Raw genomic sequence first — 23327 nt, forward strand, 5'->3', positions numbered from 1 at the left:
AAAATAGTCTTAAAAGAAAAAGCCTCAGTTAAAAACTGAGGCTTTTTTAGTAGCGGGAACTGGACTCGAACCAGTGACCTTCGGGTTATGAGCCCGACGAGCTACCTACTGCTCTATCCCGCGATTTGGATTGCAAATATAAGGCATATATATAATTCTCACAACAATTATTTCATAAAATATTTAATATGTTTTTAATTATTACTTAACATCTGATATTCTTACCTTTGGCTAAACACTCAATTTTAACATTATGCTTTCCAAGGCTTGTAAATATGCTATTAGAGCTATATTATTCCTAGCTATTCATTCTAATAAAGATAAAAAGATAGGAATTAAAAAAATAGCCGAGGAGTTACAAACCCCTCAACCTTTTTTAGCCAAATTGTTACAACAACTTAGTACACACAAGTTAGTTTCTTCTACAAAAGGACCTGGAGGTGGATTTTATTTGTCTGAACAAGACTTAAATATAAGACTATGGGATGTTGTTGTTAATATTGATGGTACAGATAAATTTGATGAATGTTTTTTAGGGTTAAGCGTTTGTAGCGATAAATATCCTTGTCCGGTTCATCACATTGTAAAACCTTTTAAGAATCAGATTTTAGTAGATTTTAAACAAAAAACGATTGGAGAATTAAGAGATGAAATTGAAACTGATGGAACTTTATTGTCTTTAAAACTTTTAGAAAAATAAAAAGTGTGTTTCCAATTCTGAACAATTGGAAACACACTTAACAACAACTAAAACAACTTACGTATAACAACTACGCTTTTTCTTTATGGTAGTAACGCAAAGCATGTTCCTTTTGCCTACCCGAACTAAAATTTGAAACTTTTTTAAGATACCCTATTACTCTAGTAGCATGATCTACATTACTAGACCCACAACTAGAACAAGCATACAATGTTCTTTTATCTATATGATTACAGTCATTACAAACCGTTAATTTTATATTAAAACAAAAATAATTACATCCTGCTTTTGCTGTAGCCCCAATTAATTTTACAAAACCTTCTTGTGTTAAGGTTTCTTCTAAGTTTAAATGCAAAGCAGAACCTCCGTCTAAATACTGAATGTATTCTTTCCCATGCAACATAATTTTATCTAAAGCATTTAACTCCTCATTATCAACTGCATAAAAATAAGAATTATAACAATCTCTATTTACATCAAAACCTTCTTCTTTGTCCCATTTGGCATTTTTAACACCCAAATTTTCTGCTGGTACAAATTCTGTATTAAACAAATAGCCCCATTCCTCTTTGGCTTTTTTATTTTCATCAAAAATGGCTTGTAAATAATTATTAATAAAAGTCTTATAAGCTAAGGTATTGTGCGCTTTTATGCCTAAACTTTCGGCAGCCTCTACCATTCCATTAACTCCAATTGTTAAAAATTGTTTGTCTAAAGAAATAAATCCCGAATTATACACTGGCAACATATTTGCTTCGTTATAATCATCCATCAATTTTCTATAAGCCACTTGATATTTATGAATTTTTCTCACCTCTTTTCTAATGTCTTTTCCTTGCTGAATCAATCGATTCATATTTAAAGTAATCACATTAATAGAACCTGTAGCTACACCACCTGCTCCCAAGGAGTAACTAAAAGTATGATCTGTAATTTCATTTCTCAATCGGCAACAAGATGCCAAACTATCTGCATTTTCAGATTGATAAATAAAGAACGAATTCCCCTCGCTTAATTCTTTGGCACACATTTTAGTAAATTCCTTGTCTTTAGGACTTTCGTTTTCTATCAACATGGCTGCCGTTACAACAGGAAACGTTAAAATAGCTTTGGTTCTTTCTTGGTTAAACCAAGTCATAAAAAACTCTTGTAGTTTTTTTAATCGGCTCCAACTCGGTTTTTCTAGATCTGGAAACACAAAATCACCAAACATACTGGTAAAATAATGCTCATCATATAAAGAAATATTCCAAAACACAGACTGATACCCTCTTGCAGCAGCTGGCTGATTTACAGCATACACTACATGTTGTAGGTGATTCTGAATGGTGTCTGTATTTGTTTCTAAATAATTTTCGCCATAATCTATAGCGGCAAAATGATCAAAATACATTAGAAACTCTACCGTTGCTAAAGCTCCTGCAAACTGAGAACTTACTGCAAACACTAAGTTTACAAACTCTCCACAGTAACTTTCTAAATGCTTAGGTGCTTGGCTTTCGCCTCCTAACTTGGTTAACCCATCTAACAAAAATGGATACATACTAATAGATGCACAATAGGGCTTTAAAGAAGTTTCATCATGCACATATATTTCGTGATTTTCTATTTGTCTTTCGTACTCATTGGCCAAATCAACTCCAAATAAAGAAGCTATTTTACTTTTTACCAACGCTCTATTTACCTGAATGTTAATATCCTTATTTAATTCGGCCTCCATAGTGGCAATGTTTTTAGAAGTTACATTGGCATTTGCATCTACTTTAGAACCATCCGCAGCATTTTCTGAATATAAATAATGATTGATAAAATTAATTTTTTGAGCAATTTGTTCTTCTGTTAACCGTATCATAATTTTATTTTTTTTGAAAAAGTGAATTCATTTTCTTTCCTGTATCTACCTCTCTAAATTCCTGATTGGTATGTACCGAATCTAATCCACCTTTAGCAGGAATCCATTTTCCGGTTTTAACCCAATTCAAATGGTTTAACAATTGTATATCTACATTTTCTAACCCTGTATACAAACAAGTTTTATATCCTAAACATCTTGCCTGTTGTAACCTTAAAATTAGTTCGTCTTTTTCCCACTCTCCTCCCATAAACAAAACACAGGTTGCATAGTTTCTATATCTAGATAAAATTGTTTGATAGGTATCTTCTTTTAATTCTTTACCATTTTCTTTTTTAAACAAAAAGGGAGAATGGCATCCATCACATTTTAAAGGACAACCACAAATAGAAAAACACAAACTAATTTCTCCGGGTACTTCTTGTAGGGTTACATCAAACTCAAAGTAATTCATATTAAAAGATGTTTTTATCTTTTATAAAGATATGTTTTTTATTAAGAATAACCATAAAACCTATTTTTAAACTTATTAAGAAAGTTATAAACACTAAAAGATTAGAACATATGATGAAAATCATACATCAGAAAACTTATAAATAGTTAAATTCTAACAATATTAGTTACATTTGATTAATTAGGAATAAACCAACTGTTATGTACCAAAAACCAAACAAACATATTATAATTACGCTTTTACTTTTTATAATTATTCATACATTTTCGTGGGCACAAACCCCGTTTTACTTTGATCATATTACAACAAGAAACGGACTATCTCAAAGTGATGTAAACAGCATACACCAAGATAAAAAAGGATTTATGTGGTTTGGTACACATGACGGATTGAACAAATTTGATGGTTACGATTTTACCATTTATAAACCAGATATAAACGACAGCTCTTCTATTGCTAGTAATTTAATTTACAGAGTAATTAGCGATAAAGAAGATAATTTATGGATTGGTACCACTGGTAAAGGTGTTGATTATTTTAACAAATCTACTGGTAAATTTCATCATCTTAGACATGATAAAAACAATCCACAAAGCTTATCTAGTGACTACATTCACTCTCTATATATAGACAAAGAAGAACGACTTTGGGTAGGAACTACCAACGGACTAAATGTAGCTAACCTAAAAGATGATGTAGATAATTTAAGCTTTACCCACTATAATTTAATAAATAACAGAATTAATAGCAGTTTACATAAAAGTAAAATTTATTCAATTCTTCAAGATAGTCAAAATCAAATATGGGTAGGTTCATCTAAAGGATTATTTATGCTTTCTCGTGATTCTATGGGAGAAATCTATTTTAAATGTGTAAACGATAAAATTGAATTGCCTTACGGTCCTGTAGACACTCTTGTAGAAGATAAATTTGGTAAACTTATTATTGGTACAGGACAAGGACTGTATGTTTTTAGATCTCAACCCGATGTAAAAAAACTAAAAAAAATATATGGTGGTTTTGTAAGTTTTGTAAATATAGATCAGCAAAATAATTTATGGGTAGGAAGTAATCATGGATTGCTATACTATAAAAACGAAGATGTTAACAGTTATCCTGAATTTAACTACCAATACTTATACGATCCTAAAGATGAAAAAAGCATTAGTAAAAATGTTATTAAATCAATCCATATAGACAAAACAGGGATTATTTGGGTTGGTACACAAGGGGGGGGTATTAATAAAATTGACACCATGAAAAAAGGATTTAGAGTTGTTAAAAACAATTTAGATCCTAACAGTCTAAGCTACGATAACATTAGAGCCTTTTACGAAGATGAAGATGAAAACTTATGGATTGGTACAGAAGGTGGTGGAGTAAATATTACTCAAAAAAAGAGTAGTTACACCAAATTCTTTAAAATAAATGCATTTAGAAAATGTTTTGCCATAGCTAAAATATCACATCAAAATAAAATGTTGTTTGGATGTGAAGCTTCACCAGGCTTGTTTGAATTGGACCTTACTAAAATTAAAGACTTTTCTAAAATTAAAAATGAAGACATAAAACGTGTTGATGATATTCCAGAAAGTGTATTTGCTATACTAGAAGATAGCAATCAAAATATATGGATAGGTACATATAATGGTGGTTTACACCGATGGTTAAAGAACCCTAACGGAGATGGATTTATAAAAGATGAACTTGTTTTTAATGATGCCAACCCTAACAGTTTAGCTAATAATATTGTTAGAAATATATTTGAAGACAGCCAAAACAATCTATGGATAGGAACAGCAGATGGTCTTTCTAAACTACCTAAATCACAAATTACGGCTAAAAACCCCCAATTTATAAACTACAAAAACGTACCCAACAACAAAACATCTATTAGCCACAATTACATCTTAGAAATTACAGAATCTAGCAATCATGAACTATGGATAGGAACTTTAGGAGGTGGTATTAACAAGCTAATTACTCCTTTAAATCAAAATATTGCAGAGTTTACGAATTATTCAGAAGATGATGGATTAGCTAACAATGTAATTAAAGGTATTTTAGAAGACAGTGCTAACAATATGTGGATATCTACAAACAAAGGATTATCTAGATTTAAGCCCGAAGAAGGTATTTTTAAAAACTACGATGTTAATGATGGTTTACAAGCCAACGAGTTTCAAGAATTGGCAGCTATTAAAAGAAAAAATGGAGAACTAGTTTTTGGAGGTATCAACGGATTCAATGTTTTTTATCCTAAAACAATTATAGACAACCCTTATAAAGCCAAAGCTGTTATTACTCAATTCTCTATATCTAATCAACCCGTTCATAGAGGACAAGAATTTAACGGTAGAGTTCTTTTTAACAAAATGATTCACGAAACAGATTTATTAGAATTAAAACATAACGAAAATAGTTTTTCTTTTGAATTTGCAGCCCTACACTATTCTGCTCCAGAAAAGAATAAATTTGCTTACAGATTAGATGGTTTTGATACAAAATGGATTTATACAACCTCTAAAAAAAGGTTTGCTACTTATACAAACTTAGCTCCAGGAAAATATACATTAAGAATAAAAGCATCTAACAACGATGGCATATGGGAAGAATCTAAAGAAGAAATAAAGATTATAATTACTCCACCTTTTTGGAAAACAACTACAGCCTATGTATTGTACTGTTTGCTTATTTCTTTAATTCTTTTCCTTTTTTGGAAAAATATAATTGCTCGTGCAGAACAAAAACACCTTTCTGAACTAGAAGTAATAGAAAAGAACAAACAAGACGAACTTCAGAATTTAAAACTGGAGTTTTTCACAAATATTTCTCATGAGTTTAGAACCCCACTAACTCTTATAAAAGGACCTTTAGACTTTTTACAAAAAAAAGGATTGCAAATTAAACCTGAAACTCACGAAGAACAACTAAAACTAATTCAAAAAAACACCAACTATCTATTAAGACTAGTAAATCAATTACTAGACTTTAGAAAAATGAACCAAGGAAAAACAACTTTGGTTATGAGAAATAGTAACATTGTAAACTTTATACAAGAAGTAGCAGAACCATTTCAGTTTTTGGTACATAAAAAGAACATTAACTTTAATTTACACACCCCAGAACAAAACATATACAGTTGGTTTGATCATGATGCTATTGAAAAAATCATCAATAACTTACTATCAAATGCTTATAAGTTTACCCCTAAAGACGGAAGTATTAATGTTTTTGTTTTACATGAAAACGATCAGGTAATTATTAAAGTAATTGATTCTGGTATTGGAATTGCCCAACACCAAATGAAAAATATTTTTGAAAGATATTATACCAAAAAAGACAAAAACGAAAACAATCCTACAGGAATTGGAATTGGATTGGCATTTACCAAAAACTTAGTAGAGTTACACCAAGGAAATATTGAGGTAATTAGTGAAAAAGGAAAAGGAACAGAATTTATCATCACCTTACCAACACAAAAAGAAGCTTATTCAGACAATCCATCTATTGTTTGTAAAGAAGATACAGACGGTGATTATAATACAAGATCCTCAGAAATGGAATCTTTTGCTATTGATGTTAGTGATGATGTAACAGATCAGACCTTATCTAACAATCGTACTAATGAGCTTCCTATTCTATTAATTGTAGATGATAATGAAGATATTAGAACATTTATTAGACACTCTCTAGAAGATGAATATAAAATCTACGAAGCCGAAAATGGTTTACAAGGTTTTGAAACCGCAATTAAAATTATACCTAACGTAATTATTACAGACTTGGTAATGCATATTATGGATGGTATGGAACTGTGTGAAAAACTAAAAACAACAGTAACTACTAGTCATATTCCTATTCTTATTTTATCAGCCAAATTATCTCAAGAAATTGAATTACAAGGTTTAAAAAATGGTGCTGATGATTATATTAGAAAACCATTTGACATGGAAGTTTTAAATCTGAAACTTAAAAACATTACTAAAAAGAGAGCGTTGCTAAGAAAACGTTTTAATAGAGAAGTAAACTTAAAACCAGCAGAAGTAACCGTAACCTCTGCAGATGAAAGGTTCTTAAAACAAGTAATTGAAATTATAGACAAGCACATGTCTAATACAGAGTTTAGTGTAGAAATGTTGGTTAACGAAATTGGACAAAGTAGAAGTAACTTATATTTAAAATTAAAAGAAATTACAGGTTTATCTTCTAGTGAATTCATCAGAAGTATCCGTTTAAAAAGAGCCATGCAACTCTTTGATTCTACTGATTTACCCGTAAAAGAAGTAATGTACAAAACAGGCTTTAGTACAGCTTCTTATTTTTCTAAGTGCTTTAAAAAACAATTTGGAGCCAAGCCAAGTGATTATTTAAACAAGAAAAAAGGTAATAGTGATAATATTTCTGTTGATGATTTATTGTAGTTAATCTATAAACCAAAAAAAAGGAGGAGTGCATTTCTAATTAGAAATACACTCCTCTCTTTTTATACGATAAATACCTATCTACCTAACTCTTAAAACACTCTCTTTATAAAGTAGTTTTAATTCACCTATATGTTTTTTATTAATAACATCCTAAAACATTTGTACTTTACGAGTAATAACTTTGAATTACAACTATACATGTATGCTCCTTTTAATAACTCATCTGCTAGAAATAAAAACACCACTTAAAGCCTTATAAATTGATTTTCTTACAATTAAACAACAACCTATAGATACTCTTATAAAACTAGATTAAACATCTCTTTAAACACTAGCGTTTATTAAAAAACTGACCATCAATATTTCATTGTTTTTATAGTAATATATATGGTCTATTAATTTTTAATTGTACTATATACTTTAGTAAAATCCAATAAAAAACTCCACTTAAAAATTAAGTGGAGTTTAATATTAATAGTTAGCAGTTTAACTATGGTCTAGTTTCATTAGACATGATAACAATATCATCAACATAGAAGTCTGAATAATTCCCCCAAGCTGACAAGATACCAAATTTACCTTGGTGAGCTTTTAAGGCCTTGAATTTTACAGAACCTTCTTTCCATACATCAACATTAGCAGCGGTTCCAGCTTGTGGATTGAACACAAGTTGATTTGCTCCACCTGCATTATCAAAACGGAATAAAATGTTTAAACTACCTGATCTTACCAAATATTTAAATGTTATTTCGTAATCCTTACCCTCTCTTAAAAGAATACTTAGGTCTTTTGTATCAGCTCTTACATTGTTAGCTTGCGTACCAGTTTTATCTCTGTTAATAGCTAGATTTATTACTTTTCCTGATGGAGTCACCGTTGAAGGAGTTGCGCTAGATGGTGCATCTACAATTAAAACTTCTGTAATAGCATCTATAGACTCATTTGGAGTCTCTTTTACCCAGTCTACACCAATAGAACTTTCAAACTGTCCTATAGACACAAGATACTTCTCTACAAAAGAAGTTACTTCTGCATCTGTAAACACCACAGGTACTCTAGTATCAGTAGATTCAATACCACTGTTTTCTAACCAAGTAACTGTAATATCATCATCTTGATAAATTGGATCTATTAATTTTATATTAATGAACGTTGCATCCGTTTCATCTACAGAAACTGATTCTATAGGGAATACTGTTCCGTTAACTTTAACCTCAAAAAATGCTTCTTTATTAGTAAACTCAACAAATTCTCCATTAAAAGGTATTTGAATTGTTTCGTTTTCTAACTCTCTAATATTACCCGTTAATTGGAAAGGTTGTGTAGAAGGTATTACTTTAATAGGAGCAGGAAAAATATACGTATCAGAATCTCCAGGAGTAGTTTCTCCTGTTCTGTTAGCCGTTATTCCTCCAACAAATACTCCTAATTTTTTTAATAATAAAGTTGCATCTTCAGCTGCACTATTTGCTACGTTTTGACCACTATTTGGATCTCCTTCTACAGTAGGCCTTCTTACAAAGAAATTACGTCCAGTAGGCTCACCAATGGTTGTCTTATCTATAAAGTTTAAAGAACCACCAGCTTCTACATAAATAGTATCTGTAGATTTATGATTTACTACAGCCCCATCTTGTCTTACTTCTAATTCAGCTATAATAGTATCATAAACCTTTACTACAAAAGTAGTATCAATTACCCACTTATTACCAACTTGAACTGATGCCATTTCATAATCCTCCCCATTTCTGTGTCCTCTAAAAGCGACTGAATCTCTAAATTCATTATACAATCTAACTTTTTGCAATCCAGACTTTCTAAATAAAACACTTACCGTTTTAGCGTTAGAAACTGTATCTCCATCATTAATAATTAAAGACTCTAAATTATTAGGCACACGCTCAATAGGTCCTTTTAAAAAGGCATTTCCTGTTTGTATTGTCCAAGCATGCTTAACTTCACCTAATGACAAATCAGCAAATGTCATATAGTCATATATATTCTTTTCTAATATTTGTGAAGTTCCTTCAGATGTATAAAAACCTACATCCGAAAAATCATCTGGAGAATCGTATCCCCCAGTAGTACATCCCACTATAAATGTGGAAAGCGCTATTAATGTTAATTTTATTTTATTTTTCATTTATAAAAATTTTAGTTCAATATTTTATTACGGAAGAAGTTTTATTCTGAAACGATGTTATATAGGTTACCATTAGAAATTATTTCTGAGTTAGGAACTGGCCAGTATGCTTTAGTTTCGTTATAATTTATAGCTGCTTCCTGAAATTCATTCCAGTTAGGGTCTATTTCTGGGTCTCCAACTGGTAGTTCCTCTACAATAGAACCCCACCTTGTAACCTTTGCTCCATCAGCCATGGTTACCTCATAATCATTAGCTTTATATCTCTTAGCAGCCAACTCTTCAAATCTTGTTTTCTTTAAATTTGGAATTGCATAAGTACCATACTCTGCCCATCTTCTTAAATCAATATTTCTATCCCCGTCACCTTCACATGCCAATTCTAAAGGATATTCTTTAAACCTTAAATGTTCCATTAAAGAAGCAGCATCGTACACAATATCATCATGGTCATTACTTGGATACTCTCCAGAACCATTAGGTCCTAACAATACAACACCTGCTCTTCTTCTTACTTTATTGATATACTTTAAAGCTTCATCAATATTTCCTAATTCAATTTGACACTCTGCGTATTGTAAATAAATCTCACCCAAACGAATTAATCTTTCATTAATTGCTGAACGAACTTTTCCTGGAGATAAAGCATCTTCATTCACAGCTCCTAAATCCCAGTTAGTGTGTTTACGGAAAAAACAAGTCATTTTAACATTAAAAATTGTTACTTGTCCTGGTAAATCTCCTTTTAACGGATTTGCGTTTGCATAATATGGAGTTTGCATTTCATCTACCAAAGCAACAGATTGAGATGTTCTTAAACTAAAAGATCTTTTTACTTCTGAAGTAGAACCATCACTATTCTCTACAGTTACATAGTTTCTTGGATCTTGTGTATCCAAAGGATCATTTCTATACTCTAAAATTAACCAGTTAGCAGCAACTGCATTCCACCATCCGTTTATTCCTGTTAATCCTTTATGATAAGCAGTATTAGCAACATCTCTACCATCCCACTGATTTAAATTATCTTTAAAGTCCATAGAATATACTACTTCTAAAATAGACTCTTCATTCAACTCATCTCTAGTTGTAAAGTTACTTCCTATATCTTCTGTTAAAGCATAACCATAATCATTAATTACTTTATCAAAGTAATCAGAAGCTGTTGTAAACTCTCCGTGATACATAGCTGTCTGCCCTAATAATGCTACCGCAGCACCAGCTGTTACCCTACCTTTATGACCATCGTTCCAAGAAATTGGTAGGCTTTTAGAAGCATATTCTAAATCTGCTTCCAAAAATGCTCTTACTTTTTCTGCTGGTTGAATTGGCTGAGCCATTTTTTCTGGTGTGTCATATGCTTTGTCATGAATTGGCACCGCACCTCCATTAAAAGAATTGTATAATAAAAAGTACATATACCCTCTTAAAAATCTAGCTTCTGCATAAATATAAGCCGCTCTTTCTTCATCAGATTCAGAATTAAAAGTTCCTTTTAATCTGTCATAAGCATCTATTACTTGATTTGCAGAAAATATTGTGCTGTAATTTTGATGCCATTTCTGGTTTGGAATCGTAGATGCTTCGTTAAAAATTTGTAAATAGTATTCATTAGAGTTTGTAGGTCTTTGAAAACCACTACCCCATGCCAAATCACTTCGCAACATGTCATCTGTCATTCGGATGTTATTGGCACTCGCAAAATCTTTATAAGCTCCTGTTAATCCAAATTCTAAATCGTCTATTGTTTGCCAGAACGTTGTTGTAGATGGCTGATTAGGATTGTCTTCTATAAGAAAATCATCTTGACAACTGGTAAAAGTTAACGCCAACACACTAAAGAAGGCTAACTTTATATATATTATTTTTTTCATTACTTTCATGTTTTTAGATTTTTTAATAGATTAAAATTCTAATTGAATACCAGCTCTTACCTGCCCTGTTACAGGATATCTACCTTTATCAATACCTCTAGTACTCAATCCATTTCCTCCTACTTCAGGATCATATCCAGTATATTTAGTTAACGTTAGTAAGTTTTGAGCTGCTAAATAGAACCTTAACTTGTTAACTCCCATTTTTTGTGTCTTCTTTTTAGGAATTGTATATCCTACAGTGATGTTACGTAATCTTAAATAACTTCCATCTTCTAACCAATAATCAGTGTGTCCACGGTAGTTATTGTGTGTAGCTGTTCTATATACTGGTATATTTGAATCTGTGTTAAATGATGACCATTGATATAATAAATCTTGATGATTTTGTGACTTGTAAGCCAAAGCTTTGTTACCATTTAATATTTCACCTCCAAAAGCACCATACCACTGCATAGCCATATCAAAACCTTTGTAGTATGCATTAAAATTCCATCCTATTTCAAATTCAGGAACTCCACTTCCTGCATAAGTTCTATCATCAATAGTAATTTTACCATCACCGTTTTCATCTACATAAATTAAATCTCCCATTAAAGCATTAGGATCTATTTGCTGATAAGCAAGTAATTGTTCTTGTGTTTGGATAACTCCATTAGTTTCGTGTAAGAAAAAAGCTCCTGCCTCATACCCTTCTCTAACCAATGTCGTTAAATCTTGATCGTTTGAGTGACCTGAAATAGTACTATCATCAAAATAAATAACAGGATTACTTTCATCCATTTTTGTTACCTCATTCTCATTTTTGGTAAATGTTAATCCTGTATTCCAAGAGAACTTACCTTTATGTCTATAGTTTACCGCCAATTCTATACCCTGATTGGTCATATCTCCTACATTTCTTACAACCGTTTCATCTGCAGAACCTCCTCCTGCTGAAGTTGGCACTAATACTGGAAGTAACATATCTTCTTTGTTAGTTCTATACAAGTCTAAATTCATTGTTAACTTGTTTGATAAAAAAGCCATATCAACCCCAAGGTTTTGTGATATAGAAGTTTCCCATTTTAAATTAGGATCTGCAAAGGTCTCTTGAGTTGCCCCATTGTATAAAACTTCTCCACCATCACCTCCAAACACATAATCTCTACTTAACTGAATTACTGGAGCAAACGCATAATCTGGTGCACCATTATTCCCTGTTGTACCTCTACTGGCTCTAACTTTAAACTGAGAGATATATCTTTTAATTGGTGACCAAAAGTATTCGTCATGAACATTCCATCCTAAACTAACAGAAGGGAAAATTGCATAAGGTTCAGCTCTAAATCTTGAAGATCCATCTCTACGCACAAATGCATTAACTAAATACTTTCCTTTATAGTTATATTGAACTCTTGCCAAACTACCAATAATTGTATTTCTTCTGTCCTGTGTCCATTGGTTTGTTCCCGACTCTACATAAGCTTCATCTTGTAAAGCATTATTTAACACAGTAATCTCATTGTTAAATAAATCAAACTTACGAGCTAAAAATTGTGAATACTCATATTGTTCTGCAGAATATGCCAATGTAAAGTTTACATTATGACTACCAATACTCTTTTTATAATTTAAGAAACCATCTATTGTTTTCTTAGTCTGTAAAGTACTTGTATTCGTTACACTTGATTGTGTATTTTGAATTTTCGTACCATCATCTTTAATAGCAATAAACTCAGGGTTTACTGTAACTTGGGTTCCGTTGTTATAACTAACAGCTCCTCTAGTGGTGAATTTTAAATTATCAGAAATGTTATAGGTAGCATTTATATTAACATCAAAGTAATGATTAACTCTATCATTTTTTTGATTTAACTTTTGCCCTAAGTAAGATACGTTCTGAGCTTCGTTATCATCTCCAAGATTTTCTAAAACACTTGCATCAGTAACCAATTCTGGTTGTAATGGACTGTATTTAATTGCATCTTGAATTAATCCCCAAGGAGAAATCTTATTATCTTCTACTCTAAAAGAGATTCCTGATTTAATATCCCACTTACCTTTTTTATAAGAGGTATTAGATCTTAAGTTAAAACGATCGTACTGAGAATTCCACAACACCCCTTCTTGACTAAAAAAACTACCGTTTACATTATATGATAAACCATTTTTTCCTCCAGAAATACTTAAGTTATGATTTTGAATTGTTGCATAATCATTCTCAATCAAATCGAATAAGTTAGTATCGTTTGTTAAATAATGAGGAGAACGCTCTATCACTGTCCAAGTGTTACCAAATCTAGTTCCTTTTAAAGCTTCACCTTCTAAATGCTCTACAAACAATCTTTGGTTTCTATCTAAAATAGGTGTGCTAGACGTGATTTTTTGAACACCAAAATAACTATTCAACCTTACATTCATTTGTCCTTCTCTTGCCTTTTTGGTCGTAATTAAAATTACCCCCGCAGCACCACGAGTACCATAAATTGCAGCAGATGCACCATCTTTTAACACATCAATACTTTCAATTTCATTCATACTCAATTTAGGATCATCTTCATAAGGAATTCCATCAACTACATACAAAGGCCTGTTGTTACCTAAAATAGAATTTACACCACGAATTTGAATATTAGATTCTTCTCCTGGTTCACCAGAAGTAGCAACAACATTTACACCCGCAATTTGTCCTTGAATAGCAGAACCTAAATCTGCCGTTGCCGTTCTTTCAATTACCTCAGCTTTTACATTTGCAACAGCACCAGTAACCTCTTTCTTCTTTTGAGTACCATACCCAACTACAACCACTTCTTCTAACTGAGCAGCATCTTGCTTTAACTCAATCTTAACAATGGTTTTCCCTTTTACAGGAACTTCCTTTTTAGTGTACCCCATATAATCTACCACTAAAACATCATTATTTTTAACATCAATTTCAAAATTCCCATCAAAATCTGTTACGGTTAATCTACCTGTACTCTTTACACTAACAGTCGCTCCAATTGCAGGCCCATCAATCGAACTAACGTTTCCAGAAACTTTCTTCGATTGTGCATGCATAAAACTGAAACTAAAAACACTAAGGAGTACAAACAGTACGCTCTTAGTTTTTAAGTTGTCAAATAATTTGAATTTCATAAGTTTAAGTTAATTTATATTATGATTACAAAGTTGAATAATTTCTATCCTGAGAAGGGCAACACATTAACAAATCAACGCACCAAATGTAGAATACTATATTAAATACTCAACAAAACAGGGCTTTACACATATATTATTCAAAATAATTCTCTGTTTTACAACAAAAAAATATTTTAATAAGTTACAGTATTTTTAATATTAAATTAAAATAAGATGTAGTAAATGTTATTACAGAAATGTAATACTAGCTACAAAGGAAACATAGAAGTCTATATTATAGAAAAAAGAAAAACCCTCAACATATATGCTGAGGGTTTCTTTGTAGCGGGAACTGGACTCGAACCAGTGACCTTCGGGTTATGAGCCCGACGAGCTACCTACTGCTCTATCCCGCGATTTCGAGTGCAAATATAGCACATATAAGGACTTTGCACAAGGATTCTACAGAATAAAATGCATAAAAACCACATAAAACTCCCAACACTCTACCTTACAGATAATTAAAAATTATTTATTTACTTACTACACCCACTAAACAAAAAGGTGTCTAGACAAAAAACTAGACATCTAAACTCAAAAAAACATATACATTCCCCAAAAAAAACATTTCTGCTTTAAACTTATCACAACAAAACAAGTCATACATAACACAATCCCTAAAACCTCTCTCATGAAAAACCATCACTTAATACATTTATACAATCGTGTAGGATTTGGAATACTACCCAAGGAGGTTCAAAAATTAAACAAATTAAGTACCGAAGAAAACGTAAAACTTCTTTTTAAAAAATCTAAAAAGAGGAAGTCTATTAAAGTTGACGTTTCTAGTATAGAGAAAGTAGGTTTATCAATAGAAGATAAAAACGAAAGACGAAAACTACAACAGAAAGAAAATCGTCGTTTACTAAATGACCTAAACGTAAAATGGTTTGATCAACTATATACTTCTAAAACATTACTACATGATAAAATGAGATTGTTTTGGGCAAATCATTTTGTATGTTCTAGTAACTCTACTATACAAACCATTGAATATTTAAGCGTAATTGAAAAACACGCTTTAGGTAATTTTAAAGATTTTGTTGTAGCCATATCTAAAAACCCAATGATGATTCGCTACTTAAACAATCAACAAAATAAAAAAGAACACCCCAATGAGAATTATGCCAGAGAACTAATGGAGTTGTTTACTTTGGGAGTTGGAAATTATACAGAAAAAGATATTAAAGAATCTGCAAGGGCTTTTACAGGATGGTTTTCTAGTAAAAATGGCTTTACTTTTAAATCTAAATTTCACGATTTTGAATCTAAAACGTTTTTAGGAAAAACTGGGGATTTTGATGGTACTGACATTATAAATATAATTTTAGAACAAGAACAATGTTCTTTATTTATATCTGAAAAAATATATAAAGAATTTGTAAACCCTAAACCCAACCAAAAACACATAAAAAAAATGGCTAAAGTATTTCGTAAAAATTACGAAATAGCAGATTTAATGAAATTTGTACTTACTGCTGATTGGTTTTATGATGATGAAAATATTGGCGTTAAAATAAAATCACCTGTAGAACTATTGGTTAGTATTCACAACGTAATTCCTTATGAATTTAAAAGAGAGCGCTATTTTCAATATCTACAGTTTAATTTAGGACAAAAGCTATTGTACCCACCTAATGTTGCAGGATGGCCTGGAGACAAACAATGGATTGATGCCAATACCATTATGTTGCGTTTAAAACTAGCATCATCTATTGCACAACAAAAACAAATTGAACTAGAACCAGAATCTGCTTTTGAAGATGATTTTGAAACAATCAATAAACGAAAAAAGAACAAAGCTTATTTTATTTTTACTACGCTAGACTGGCAAGCTTTTGATCACAAAACCATAGGCACCAAAAATAAAGATTGGCAAGATGCACTCTTGGGCACCAAACTAAACAAACAAACTCAAGAAATTATAAATCCACTAATTAACAACTCCACAAAAGATTTCTGCATTGCTATTATGTCTATTCCAGAATATCAAATGTGCTAAAACGAATTTATCATGAAAAGAAGAGATTTTATCATTAATAGTTCCTTAGCTAGTGGAATGTTATTTGTACCCAGTTTTTTACAAGCTTTTGAAAAAATTCCTAAAAACAAACTAGGCCACAAAAAACTAGTTGTTATTCAATTATCTGGTGGAAACGATGGATTAAACACCATTGTACCTTATACTAACGATATTTATTATAAAAAAAGGCCCAAAATTGCCATTTCTAAAAACGATTTATTAAGATTAAATGGAGAAATGGGAATTCCTTCATACATGTCTCCCCTTAAAAATTTATACGATAAAGGCTATTTAAGCATTATAAACAATGTAGGTTATCCAAACCCTGTAAGATCTCATTTTAGATCTGCTGATATTTGGCAAACAGCCACAGATGCAAACGAATATAAATCTACAGGATGGATTGGAGACTATATTGATGTTAACAAACTAGACTCACACATGGCTATTGATGTTGACAATAAACTGTCTTTAGCCTTAAAAGGAAAAGACAAGAGTGGAATTGCTGCTTTTGATGCTAAACTATTGTACAGAAACTCTAACGATCCTTTTTTTAAAAAAGTATTAAACAAACATCATTTAGACGAACATTTAAACGAAGAGAATTTAGGCTACTTATACAAACAAATGATTCAAGCAGAATCATCGGCATCTTATATTTATCAAAAATCAAAAACCTATAAATCAGGTACTAAATACAACAGTAATTCTTTTGAAAAGCAATTGGCTACTACCGCTACTTTTATCAATTCACATTTAGAAACTAAAGTTTACTATGTTTCTATGGGAGGATTTGACACACATGTAGGGCAAAACAACAAGCACAAAAGATTAATGACTGTACTATCTAACGGTTTAGAAAACTTTGTGAACGATTTAAAAGCGAACGATACTTTTAAAGACACATTAATTATGGTGTTTTCTGAATTTGGAAGACGAGTAGAGGAAAATGCCGGAATGGGAACAGACCACGGAGCGGCAAATAATTTATTTCTATTAACCGAAAATCTAAAAAAACCAGGAATTTATAATAACACTCCTAACCTTGCTGATTTAGACAAAAACGGAGACGTAAAGTATGATGTTGATTTTAGACAAGTTTACTCCACCGTTTTAGAAAAATGGTTAGAAGCCGATCCTAAAAAAATACTAGGAAAATCTTTTGAAAACCTCAATTTTATATAACCTTAAAAAGACTAACTGTAATGTTAGTCTTTTTTGTTTTCACGTAAATTATCTTACAGTCTTATTTAAAGACTATAAAATCATTCTATTTTTAGTTTACACACTTATATTATAACATTCTTACGCTCCTTTTAATTTTATCGTTTATTTTTAATCATCATTCCTTATTTTATTGATATCTATCAACTTGTAAAGTCCTTAAAATTTAACGACTTTTGTGCTACCATATTTAGCTTTTAAAAGCTAGAAGCAATCATTAATGAAAACAACATCTAAAAAGATTTTAATCAAAATAGGTTCTAATGTACTTACGTTGTCATCAGGAGCACCTAATGAAGATCGTATAAAGCACATTGTGGAGCAAGTTGCTTTCCTTAAAAAGGAAGGACATCAAGTTGTATTAGTATCGTCTGGAGCCGTTGCTGCCGGAAGATCTAAGATTGAAGTCCCCAGTTCTTTAGATGCTGTTAGCAAAAGACAGGTGCTAGCATCGGTAGGTCAAATAGCTTTGATGAATTTGTACAATCAATATTTTGCAAGTCATCAATTAATATGCTCTCAGGTATTAATTACTAAAGAATCTTTTAGTACAAGAGAACACTATTTAAACATGACCAATTGTATAGAGGCATTGTTAAAGTGTAACATTACACCTATTATTAATGAGAACGATGTGGTTTCTGTAACCGAATTAATGTTTACAGATAATGATGAAATTTCTGGTTTGGTAGCCAGTATGATTCAAGCAGATGAACTATTAATTTTAAGCAATGTAGATGGTATTTTTACAGACCATCCATCTAACCCAGAAGCAAAATTAATTCGTGATTTTGATAATGAAGAGATAGATTTAGAAAACGCTATTAGCGAAGAAAAATCTGAATTTGGTAGAGGCGGAATGCTTACCAAAGTAAATACCGCAATTAAAATTGCAGCATTGGGTGTAAACGTATCTATAGGAAACGGTACAACTCCCAATATTACTGCTCAACTCTTACAAAGAGAAGCAGGAACCTTTTTTAAAGCTCATTTTGACAAAAACAAAACGGCTGTAAAAAAATGGATCACCAATTCTGGAACTTTTTCTAAAGGAAAAATTTTTATTAACAAAGGTGCCCATACAGCTTTATTAAACAATCAGGCTAACAGTTTACTACCTGTTGGAGTTGAAAAAATTGAAGGAGCATTTAAAAAAGGAGACATTGTTACCATTCTAGATTTAGACGGTAATGAAATAGGTTATGGAAAGGCTTCTTATAGTGTAGAGAAAGCCCTTGTGATGCAAAAACAACACAACCAACCTGCATTAGTACACTATAATTACTTAACAATAAAGTAAACATGGAACTTAAATTAGAACTAACATTTAAAAATTCAAGAAACGCAAGTAGATCTTTAATAGAACTATCTAACGATACTATTAATAAAATTTTAGTAGAAGTTGCCTCTAAAGCAGTTGCCAACACACCTGCTATTTTAGAAGCGAATCAAAAAGATTTAGATCGTATGAATATAGACGATCCAAAATACGATCGTTTGTTGTTAGATCCAGAAAGAATAAGAGGTATTGCAGGAGACATTAAAAATGTAGCCAACTTAGATAGTCCCGTTGGAAAAGTAATGGAGAACAAAGTTTTAGAAAATGGATTAGACATTTCTAAGATTAGAGTACCCATTGGTGTAATTGGAGTTATTTACGAAGCTCGTCCAAATGTATCTTTTGATGTGTTTTCTTTATGTTTTAAAACCAAAAACGCATGTATTCTTAAAGGAGGATCTGATGCTGAATTTTCTAACATTGCTATTGTTAACATTATTAAAGAAGTTTTAGAAGCGCACAACGTAGACACAAACGTTGTTACTTTATTACCTGCAGATAGAAGTGCTACTACAGAAATGTTAAACGCGGTAGAGTATGTAGATATTATTATTCCTAGAGGTAGTCAAGGATTAATTAACTATGTAAGAGAAAACGCAAAAGTTCCTGTAATTGAAACAGGTGCTGGTATTGTACATACTTATTTTGATAAAGACGGAGATCTAGCTAAAGGAACCGCAATTATTGCCAATGCAAAAACAAGAAGAGTAAGTGTATGTAACGCTTTAGACTGTTTGTTAATTCACGAATCTCAATTAGAAAATTTAAATCAATTAACCTCTGAGCTAGCTACTAAAAACACAGTTGTTTATGCCGATGAAAAAGCATTTAAACAATTAACAAGCTACCCTAAAGAATTATTAAACAAAGCAGATGATTCTCATTTTGGAACAGAGTTTTTAGCCAACAAAATGGCTATTAAAACAGTTGCTACTATGGATGAGGCTTTAGACCATATTGCAAAATACAGTTCTAAACATAGTGAAGCTATTATTTCTGAAAACGCAGACACTATTGCCAAATATTTAAATGTAGTAGATGCTGCTGCTGTTTATGCAAACGCTTCTACAGCTTATACAGATGGAGCTCAATTTGGATTAGGTGCAGAAATTGGAATTAGTACTCAAAAATTACACGCAAGAGGACCTATGGCTTTAGAAGAAATTACTTCTTATAAATGGGTAGTAAAAGGAAACGGTCAAACCCGTTCTTAACATTTGTATATAGGCAATAGTATAATATCATATAAAAATATTATCTTTGAATAGTTATCTGGTTGATTTATCACTAGATAACTATTTTTTTATTTCAACCTCCCCAAAAAAGTCATTATGTCAATTAGAATTATAGATTTTTTATCTAAAACTCATGAAATACCCCAAGCTGAAATAGAAATACTAATTAACTTAGTAAAACCTATAACTGTTAAAAAAGGTGAATTTTTATACGTTGAAGGAAAAACACCTAAACACGGAGCTTTTGTTCTTGATGGAATTCTAAGAGAATACTATACCGATGCCAAAGGTGTAGACTACATTAGAAGGTTTGCTTATGAAGATTGGTGGATGGTAGATCTTTACGAATTATTACATGAAAAACCTGCACTTTGTAGTGTACAAGCCATAGAAGACTCTAACTTATTAACTTTTACCAAAAAAGATTGCGACATTTTAATCAAAAAATGTCCCATTGCCTCATGTGTATTACACGAAATATCGGCAGCAGAGAAATATTCTCTAGCTAAAAACGAAAAAAAGAAGAGAAGTTTAACAGCACAAGAAAACTATGAATCTCTTTTAGCAAACCACCCTGGTATAGATAAAAGAATTCCACTTTTTCACATTGCATCCTACTTAAACATTAAACCCGAATCTTTAAGTAGAATAAGAAAGCACATGAATTTAATCAAAAGTTAAATGAATGTTAACAAATTCAAGGAAACAAACCTTGACGTATTATTTATTGATTACAATTTAGTAACTTTGCACTGCTTTCTATGAAAAAGTATTACTAAACCCCAAAATAAAATGTAATGCTTATTAAAATAATTGAATACTACGAGAAAAGAGGTGTCACTCTACCCCAAGAAGAAATAGACACTATCTCTATGTTAATAAAACCGCTTACTTTTAAAAAGAAAGAATTTCTTTTTAAAAAGAATGACACAAAAACATCCGCCTTTTATATTGTAAAAGGTTGTGTAAGAGTGTTTATTAAAGATAAAAACAACAAAGAATACAATCGTTTCTTTGCATTTGATGATTGGTGGATTGGAGAATATCACCAAATTATTAATCGTTTACCCTCTACAACTACTGCACAAGCACTAGAAAGAACTGATGTAATAACTATTAGTCAAGAAGCTTTTGACATAATATTTACCCAATGTCCTGTTTTTACAAAATCTACTTTAAACTTCTATTTGTCTAGCTATGCTAAACTTTTAGAGAAAGAAGAAATTAAAAAAACAATGACCATAGAGGAACTTTATGATGATTTAATCAAAAACAAGCCTATGATCTTAGACAGAATACCATTATATCACATTGCAAGTTACCTAGGAGTAAAGGCCGAATCTTTAAGTAGAGTCAAGAAAAAATTTAAAGATTAAACCTCTTTAAAATCCTTTAGACTTATAACCATACATTTTACGTATCTTTGCACAAAATTTTCATTTTATGAATAGTATTGTAGCCATTGTAGGAAGACCAAATGTTGGTAAATCTACTTTATTTAATAGATTAGTTCAACGTAGAGAAGCTATTGTTGATAATACAAGCGGTGTTACTAGGGACCGTCACTATGGAAAAAGTGATTGGAATGGAAAAGAGTTTTCTTTAATAGACACTGGAGGATACGTTGAAGGTTCTGACGATATTTTTGAAGGAGAAATTAGAAAACAAGTGGTATTAGCACTAGAAGAGTGTGATATTATTATTTTTGTGGTAGACGTTACTGCAGGAATTACACCTTTAGACCAAGCGGTTTCTAACTTGTTAAGAAAAAGCAAAAAACCTATCTTTTTAGCAATCAACAAAGTTGATAACGCTATGCGTGATGCGGATGCTTATGAGTTTTACAACTTAGGTTTAGGAGAATACTACACCATATCATCTATAAATGGTGGTGGTACTGGAGAACTTTTAGATGCTATAGTTCAAAAAATGCCAGAACCAGAAGAAGATGAAGCTGTTAATCCAGATGATGAACTACCAAAGTTTGCTGTAGTAGGAAGACCTAATGCAGGAAAATCATCTTTTATTAATGCATTAGTAGGAAAAGACAGAAATATTGTAACAGATATTGCTGGTACTACAAGAGATACTATAGATACTGCTTATAATAAATTTGGTTTTGATTTTAAATTAGTAGATACTGCGGGAATCCGTAAAAAATCTAAAGTAAAAGAAGATATTGAGTTTTACTCAGTAATGAGAGCTGTTAGAGCTATTGAACATTGTGATGTTGCTATTTTAATGATTGATGCTACACGTGGATTTGAAGGACAAGATCAAAACATATTTTGGTTAGCTCAAAAAAACCGTAAGGGTATTGTTATTTTAGTAAACAAATGGGATTTGTTAGACAAAGAAACAAATACCATGAAAAAATGTGAGGAAATGATTCGTAAAGAAATAGCTCCTTTTACAGATGTGCCTATTATATTTACTTCTACCATTACTAAACAACGTTTATTAAAAGCTTTAGAAACTGCTGTAGATGTTCACAAGAGCAGAAGCAATAAAATTGCTACAAGCAAACTAAACGAAACTATGTTACAGGTAATTCAAAACTACCCACCTCCTGCAGTAAAAGGAAAATATATTAAAGTTAAATACTGTATGCAGTTGCCAACACCAACTCCACAGTTTGCTTTCTTTGCCAACTTACCGCAATATATTAGAGATCCTTATAAGCGTTTCTTAGAAAACAAAATGAGAGAGATTTATGACTTTAAAGGAGTTCCAATTACCATTTACTTTAGACAAAAATAACTAGTGTTAGGTACATAAGGCCATAACGACCAATAATTTGTATCTTCGCAATGGATTATACAAGTTAAACTATGTACATATTAAAAAGTCCAATAAGCAATAAAGAGTTACCTATCAAGATACATATAAGTTTT

Annotated in this window: 14 protein-coding genes and 2 tRNA genes; 9 read left to right on the forward strand and 7 right to left on the reverse strand. The window is 31.4% G+C overall.

Annotated features, from left to right (window positions below):
* Nucleotides 1-50: 50 nt before the first annotated feature.
* Nucleotides 51-123: transfer RNA gene (locus GGR97_RS09065), tRNA-Met, on the reverse strand.
* Between the two features lie 130 nt (nt 124-253).
* Here GGR97_RS09065 and GGR97_RS09070 point away from each other — a divergent pair.
* Nucleotides 254-700: an RrF2 family transcriptional regulator gene (locus GGR97_RS09070; RefSeq protein ID WP_167898198.1), complete on the forward strand. Its 447-nt coding sequence runs from the start codon at nt 254-256 to the stop codon at nt 698-700.
* 70 nt (nt 701-770) lie between these two features.
* Here the strand turns inward: GGR97_RS09070 and nrdD are convergent, their stop codons facing one another.
* Together nrdD and nrdG are read right to left on the reverse strand one after the other, a co-directional pair.
* A complete protein-coding gene (gene nrdD / locus GGR97_RS09075) occupies nt 771-2552 on the reverse strand; it encodes an anaerobic ribonucleoside-triphosphate reductase (RefSeq protein WP_167898199.1) in 1782 nt (593 codons plus the stop codon).
* 4 nt (nt 2553-2556) lie between these two features.
* Nucleotides 2557-3006 (reverse strand): anaerobic ribonucleoside-triphosphate reductase activating protein, encoded by a 450-nt coding sequence (nrdG, locus tag GGR97_RS09080; RefSeq protein ID WP_167898200.1) that lies wholly within the window; start codon nt 3004-3006, stop codon nt 2557-2559.
* 200 nt (nt 3007-3206) lie between these two features.
* Between nrdG and GGR97_RS09085 the strand changes: the two genes are divergently transcribed.
* Nucleotides 3207-7430, forward strand: a complete 4224-nt coding sequence (locus GGR97_RS09085) for a hybrid sensor histidine kinase/response regulator transcription factor (protein WP_167898201.1) — start codon at nt 3207-3209, stop codon at nt 7428-7430.
* Nucleotides 7431-7923: 493 nt separating this feature from the next.
* Here the strand turns inward: GGR97_RS09085 and GGR97_RS09090 are convergent, their stop codons facing one another.
* From GGR97_RS09090 to GGR97_RS09105, 4 genes are all read right to left on the reverse strand, one after another.
* Nucleotides 7924-9576 (reverse strand): hypothetical protein, encoded by a 1653-nt coding sequence (locus tag GGR97_RS09090; RefSeq protein ID WP_167898202.1) that lies wholly within the window; start codon nt 9574-9576, stop codon nt 7924-7926.
* Between the two features lie 41 nt (nt 9577-9617).
* The gene (locus tag GGR97_RS09095; protein WP_167898203.1) at nt 9618-11450 is read right to left on the reverse strand and encodes a RagB/SusD family nutrient uptake outer membrane protein; all 1833 of its coding nucleotides are present in this window, start codon (nt 11448-11450) and stop codon (nt 9618-9620) included.
* Between the two features lie 30 nt (nt 11451-11480).
* The gene (locus GGR97_RS09100) at nt 11481-14570 is read right to left on the reverse strand and encodes a SusC/RagA family TonB-linked outer membrane protein (RefSeq protein WP_167184696.1); all 3090 of its coding nucleotides are present in this window, start codon (nt 14568-14570) and stop codon (nt 11481-11483) included.
* A gap of 325 nt (nt 14571-14895) precedes the next feature.
* Nucleotides 14896-14968, reverse strand: a tRNA-Met gene (locus GGR97_RS09105).
* 275 nt (nt 14969-15243) lie between these two features.
* Between GGR97_RS09105 and GGR97_RS09110 the strand changes: the two genes are divergently transcribed.
* The 7 genes from GGR97_RS09110 to der all read left to right on the forward strand — a co-directional run bounded on the left by GGR97_RS09110 (nt 15244) and on the right by der (nt 23193).
* Nucleotides 15244-16614 carry a DUF1800 domain-containing protein gene (locus GGR97_RS09110; protein ID WP_167898204.1) on the forward strand — a complete coding sequence of 457 codons (1371 nt, stop codon included), beginning with the start codon at nt 15244-15246 and terminating at the stop codon, nt 16612-16614.
* Between the two features lie 12 nt (nt 16615-16626).
* A complete protein-coding gene (locus tag GGR97_RS09115) occupies nt 16627-17820 on the forward strand; it encodes a DUF1501 domain-containing protein (protein WP_167898205.1) in 1194 nt (397 codons plus the stop codon).
* Between the two features lie 259 nt (nt 17821-18079).
* On the forward strand, nt 18080-19159 hold the full coding sequence (proB, locus tag GGR97_RS09120) for a glutamate 5-kinase (RefSeq protein WP_167898206.1): 1080 nt from the start codon (nt 18080-18082) through the stop codon (nt 19157-19159).
* Between the two features lie 2 nt (nt 19160-19161).
* Nucleotides 19162-20412, forward strand: a complete 1251-nt coding sequence (locus tag GGR97_RS09125) for a glutamate-5-semialdehyde dehydrogenase (protein WP_167898207.1) — start codon at nt 19162-19164, stop codon at nt 20410-20412.
* 117 nt (nt 20413-20529) lie between these two features.
* A complete protein-coding gene (locus GGR97_RS09130; protein WP_167898208.1) occupies nt 20530-21114 on the forward strand; it encodes a Crp/Fnr family transcriptional regulator in 585 nt (194 codons plus the stop codon).
* A gap of 116 nt (nt 21115-21230) precedes the next feature.
* The gene (locus GGR97_RS09135; protein WP_167898209.1) at nt 21231-21809 is read left to right on the forward strand and encodes a Crp/Fnr family transcriptional regulator; all 579 of its coding nucleotides are present in this window, start codon (nt 21231-21233) and stop codon (nt 21807-21809) included.
* A 67-nt stretch (nt 21810-21876) separates the two neighbouring features.
* Nucleotides 21877-23193 carry a ribosome biogenesis GTPase Der gene (gene der / locus GGR97_RS09140; RefSeq protein WP_167898210.1) on the forward strand — a complete coding sequence of 439 codons (1317 nt, stop codon included), beginning with the start codon at nt 21877-21879 and terminating at the stop codon, nt 23191-23193.
* The last annotated feature ends 134 nt before the right edge of the window (nt 23194-23327 follow it).

Source organism: Wenyingzhuangia aestuarii (genome assembly GCF_011927765.1).
In the GTDB taxonomy this organism is placed as follows: Bacteria; Bacteroidota; Bacteroidia; order Flavobacteriales; family Flavobacteriaceae; genus Wenyingzhuangia; species Wenyingzhuangia aestuarii.

Coding starts and splice junctions, on each gene's coding strand:
- GGR97_RS09070 (WP_167898198.1), top strand. CDS start 254: ATGCTTTCCAAGGCTTGTAAATATGCTATTAGAGCTATATTATTCCTA.
- nrdD (WP_167898199.1), bottom strand. CDS start 2,552: ATGATACGGTTAACAGAAGAACAAATTGCTCAAAAAATTAATTTTATC.
- nrdG (WP_167898200.1), bottom strand. CDS start 3,006: ATGAATTACTTTGAGTTTGATGTAACCCTACAAGAAGTACCCGGAGAA.
- GGR97_RS09085 (WP_167898201.1), top strand. CDS start 3,207: ATGTACCAAAAACCAAACAAACATATTATAATTACGCTTTTACTTTTT.
- GGR97_RS09090 (WP_167898202.1), bottom strand. CDS start 9,576: ATGAAAAATAAAATAAAATTAACATTAATAGCGCTTTCCACATTTATA.
- GGR97_RS09095 (WP_167898203.1), bottom strand. CDS start 11,450: ATGAAAAAAATAATATATATAAAGTTAGCCTTCTTTAGTGTGTTGGCG.
- GGR97_RS09100 (WP_167184696.1), bottom strand. CDS start 14,570: ATGAAATTCAAATTATTTGACAACTTAAAAACTAAGAGCGTACTGTTT.
- GGR97_RS09110 (WP_167898204.1), top strand. CDS start 15,244: ATGAAAAACCATCACTTAATACATTTATACAATCGTGTAGGATTTGGA.
- GGR97_RS09115 (WP_167898205.1), top strand. CDS start 16,627: ATGAAAAGAAGAGATTTTATCATTAATAGTTCCTTAGCTAGTGGAATG.
- proB (WP_167898206.1), top strand. CDS start 18,080: ATGAAAACAACATCTAAAAAGATTTTAATCAAAATAGGTTCTAATGTA.
- GGR97_RS09125 (WP_167898207.1), top strand. CDS start 19,162: ATGGAACTTAAATTAGAACTAACATTTAAAAATTCAAGAAACGCAAGT.
- GGR97_RS09130 (WP_167898208.1), top strand. CDS start 20,530: ATGTCAATTAGAATTATAGATTTTTTATCTAAAACTCATGAAATACCC.
- GGR97_RS09135 (WP_167898209.1), top strand. CDS start 21,231: ATGCTTATTAAAATAATTGAATACTACGAGAAAAGAGGTGTCACTCTA.
- der (WP_167898210.1), top strand. CDS start 21,877: ATGAATAGTATTGTAGCCATTGTAGGAAGACCAAATGTTGGTAAATCT.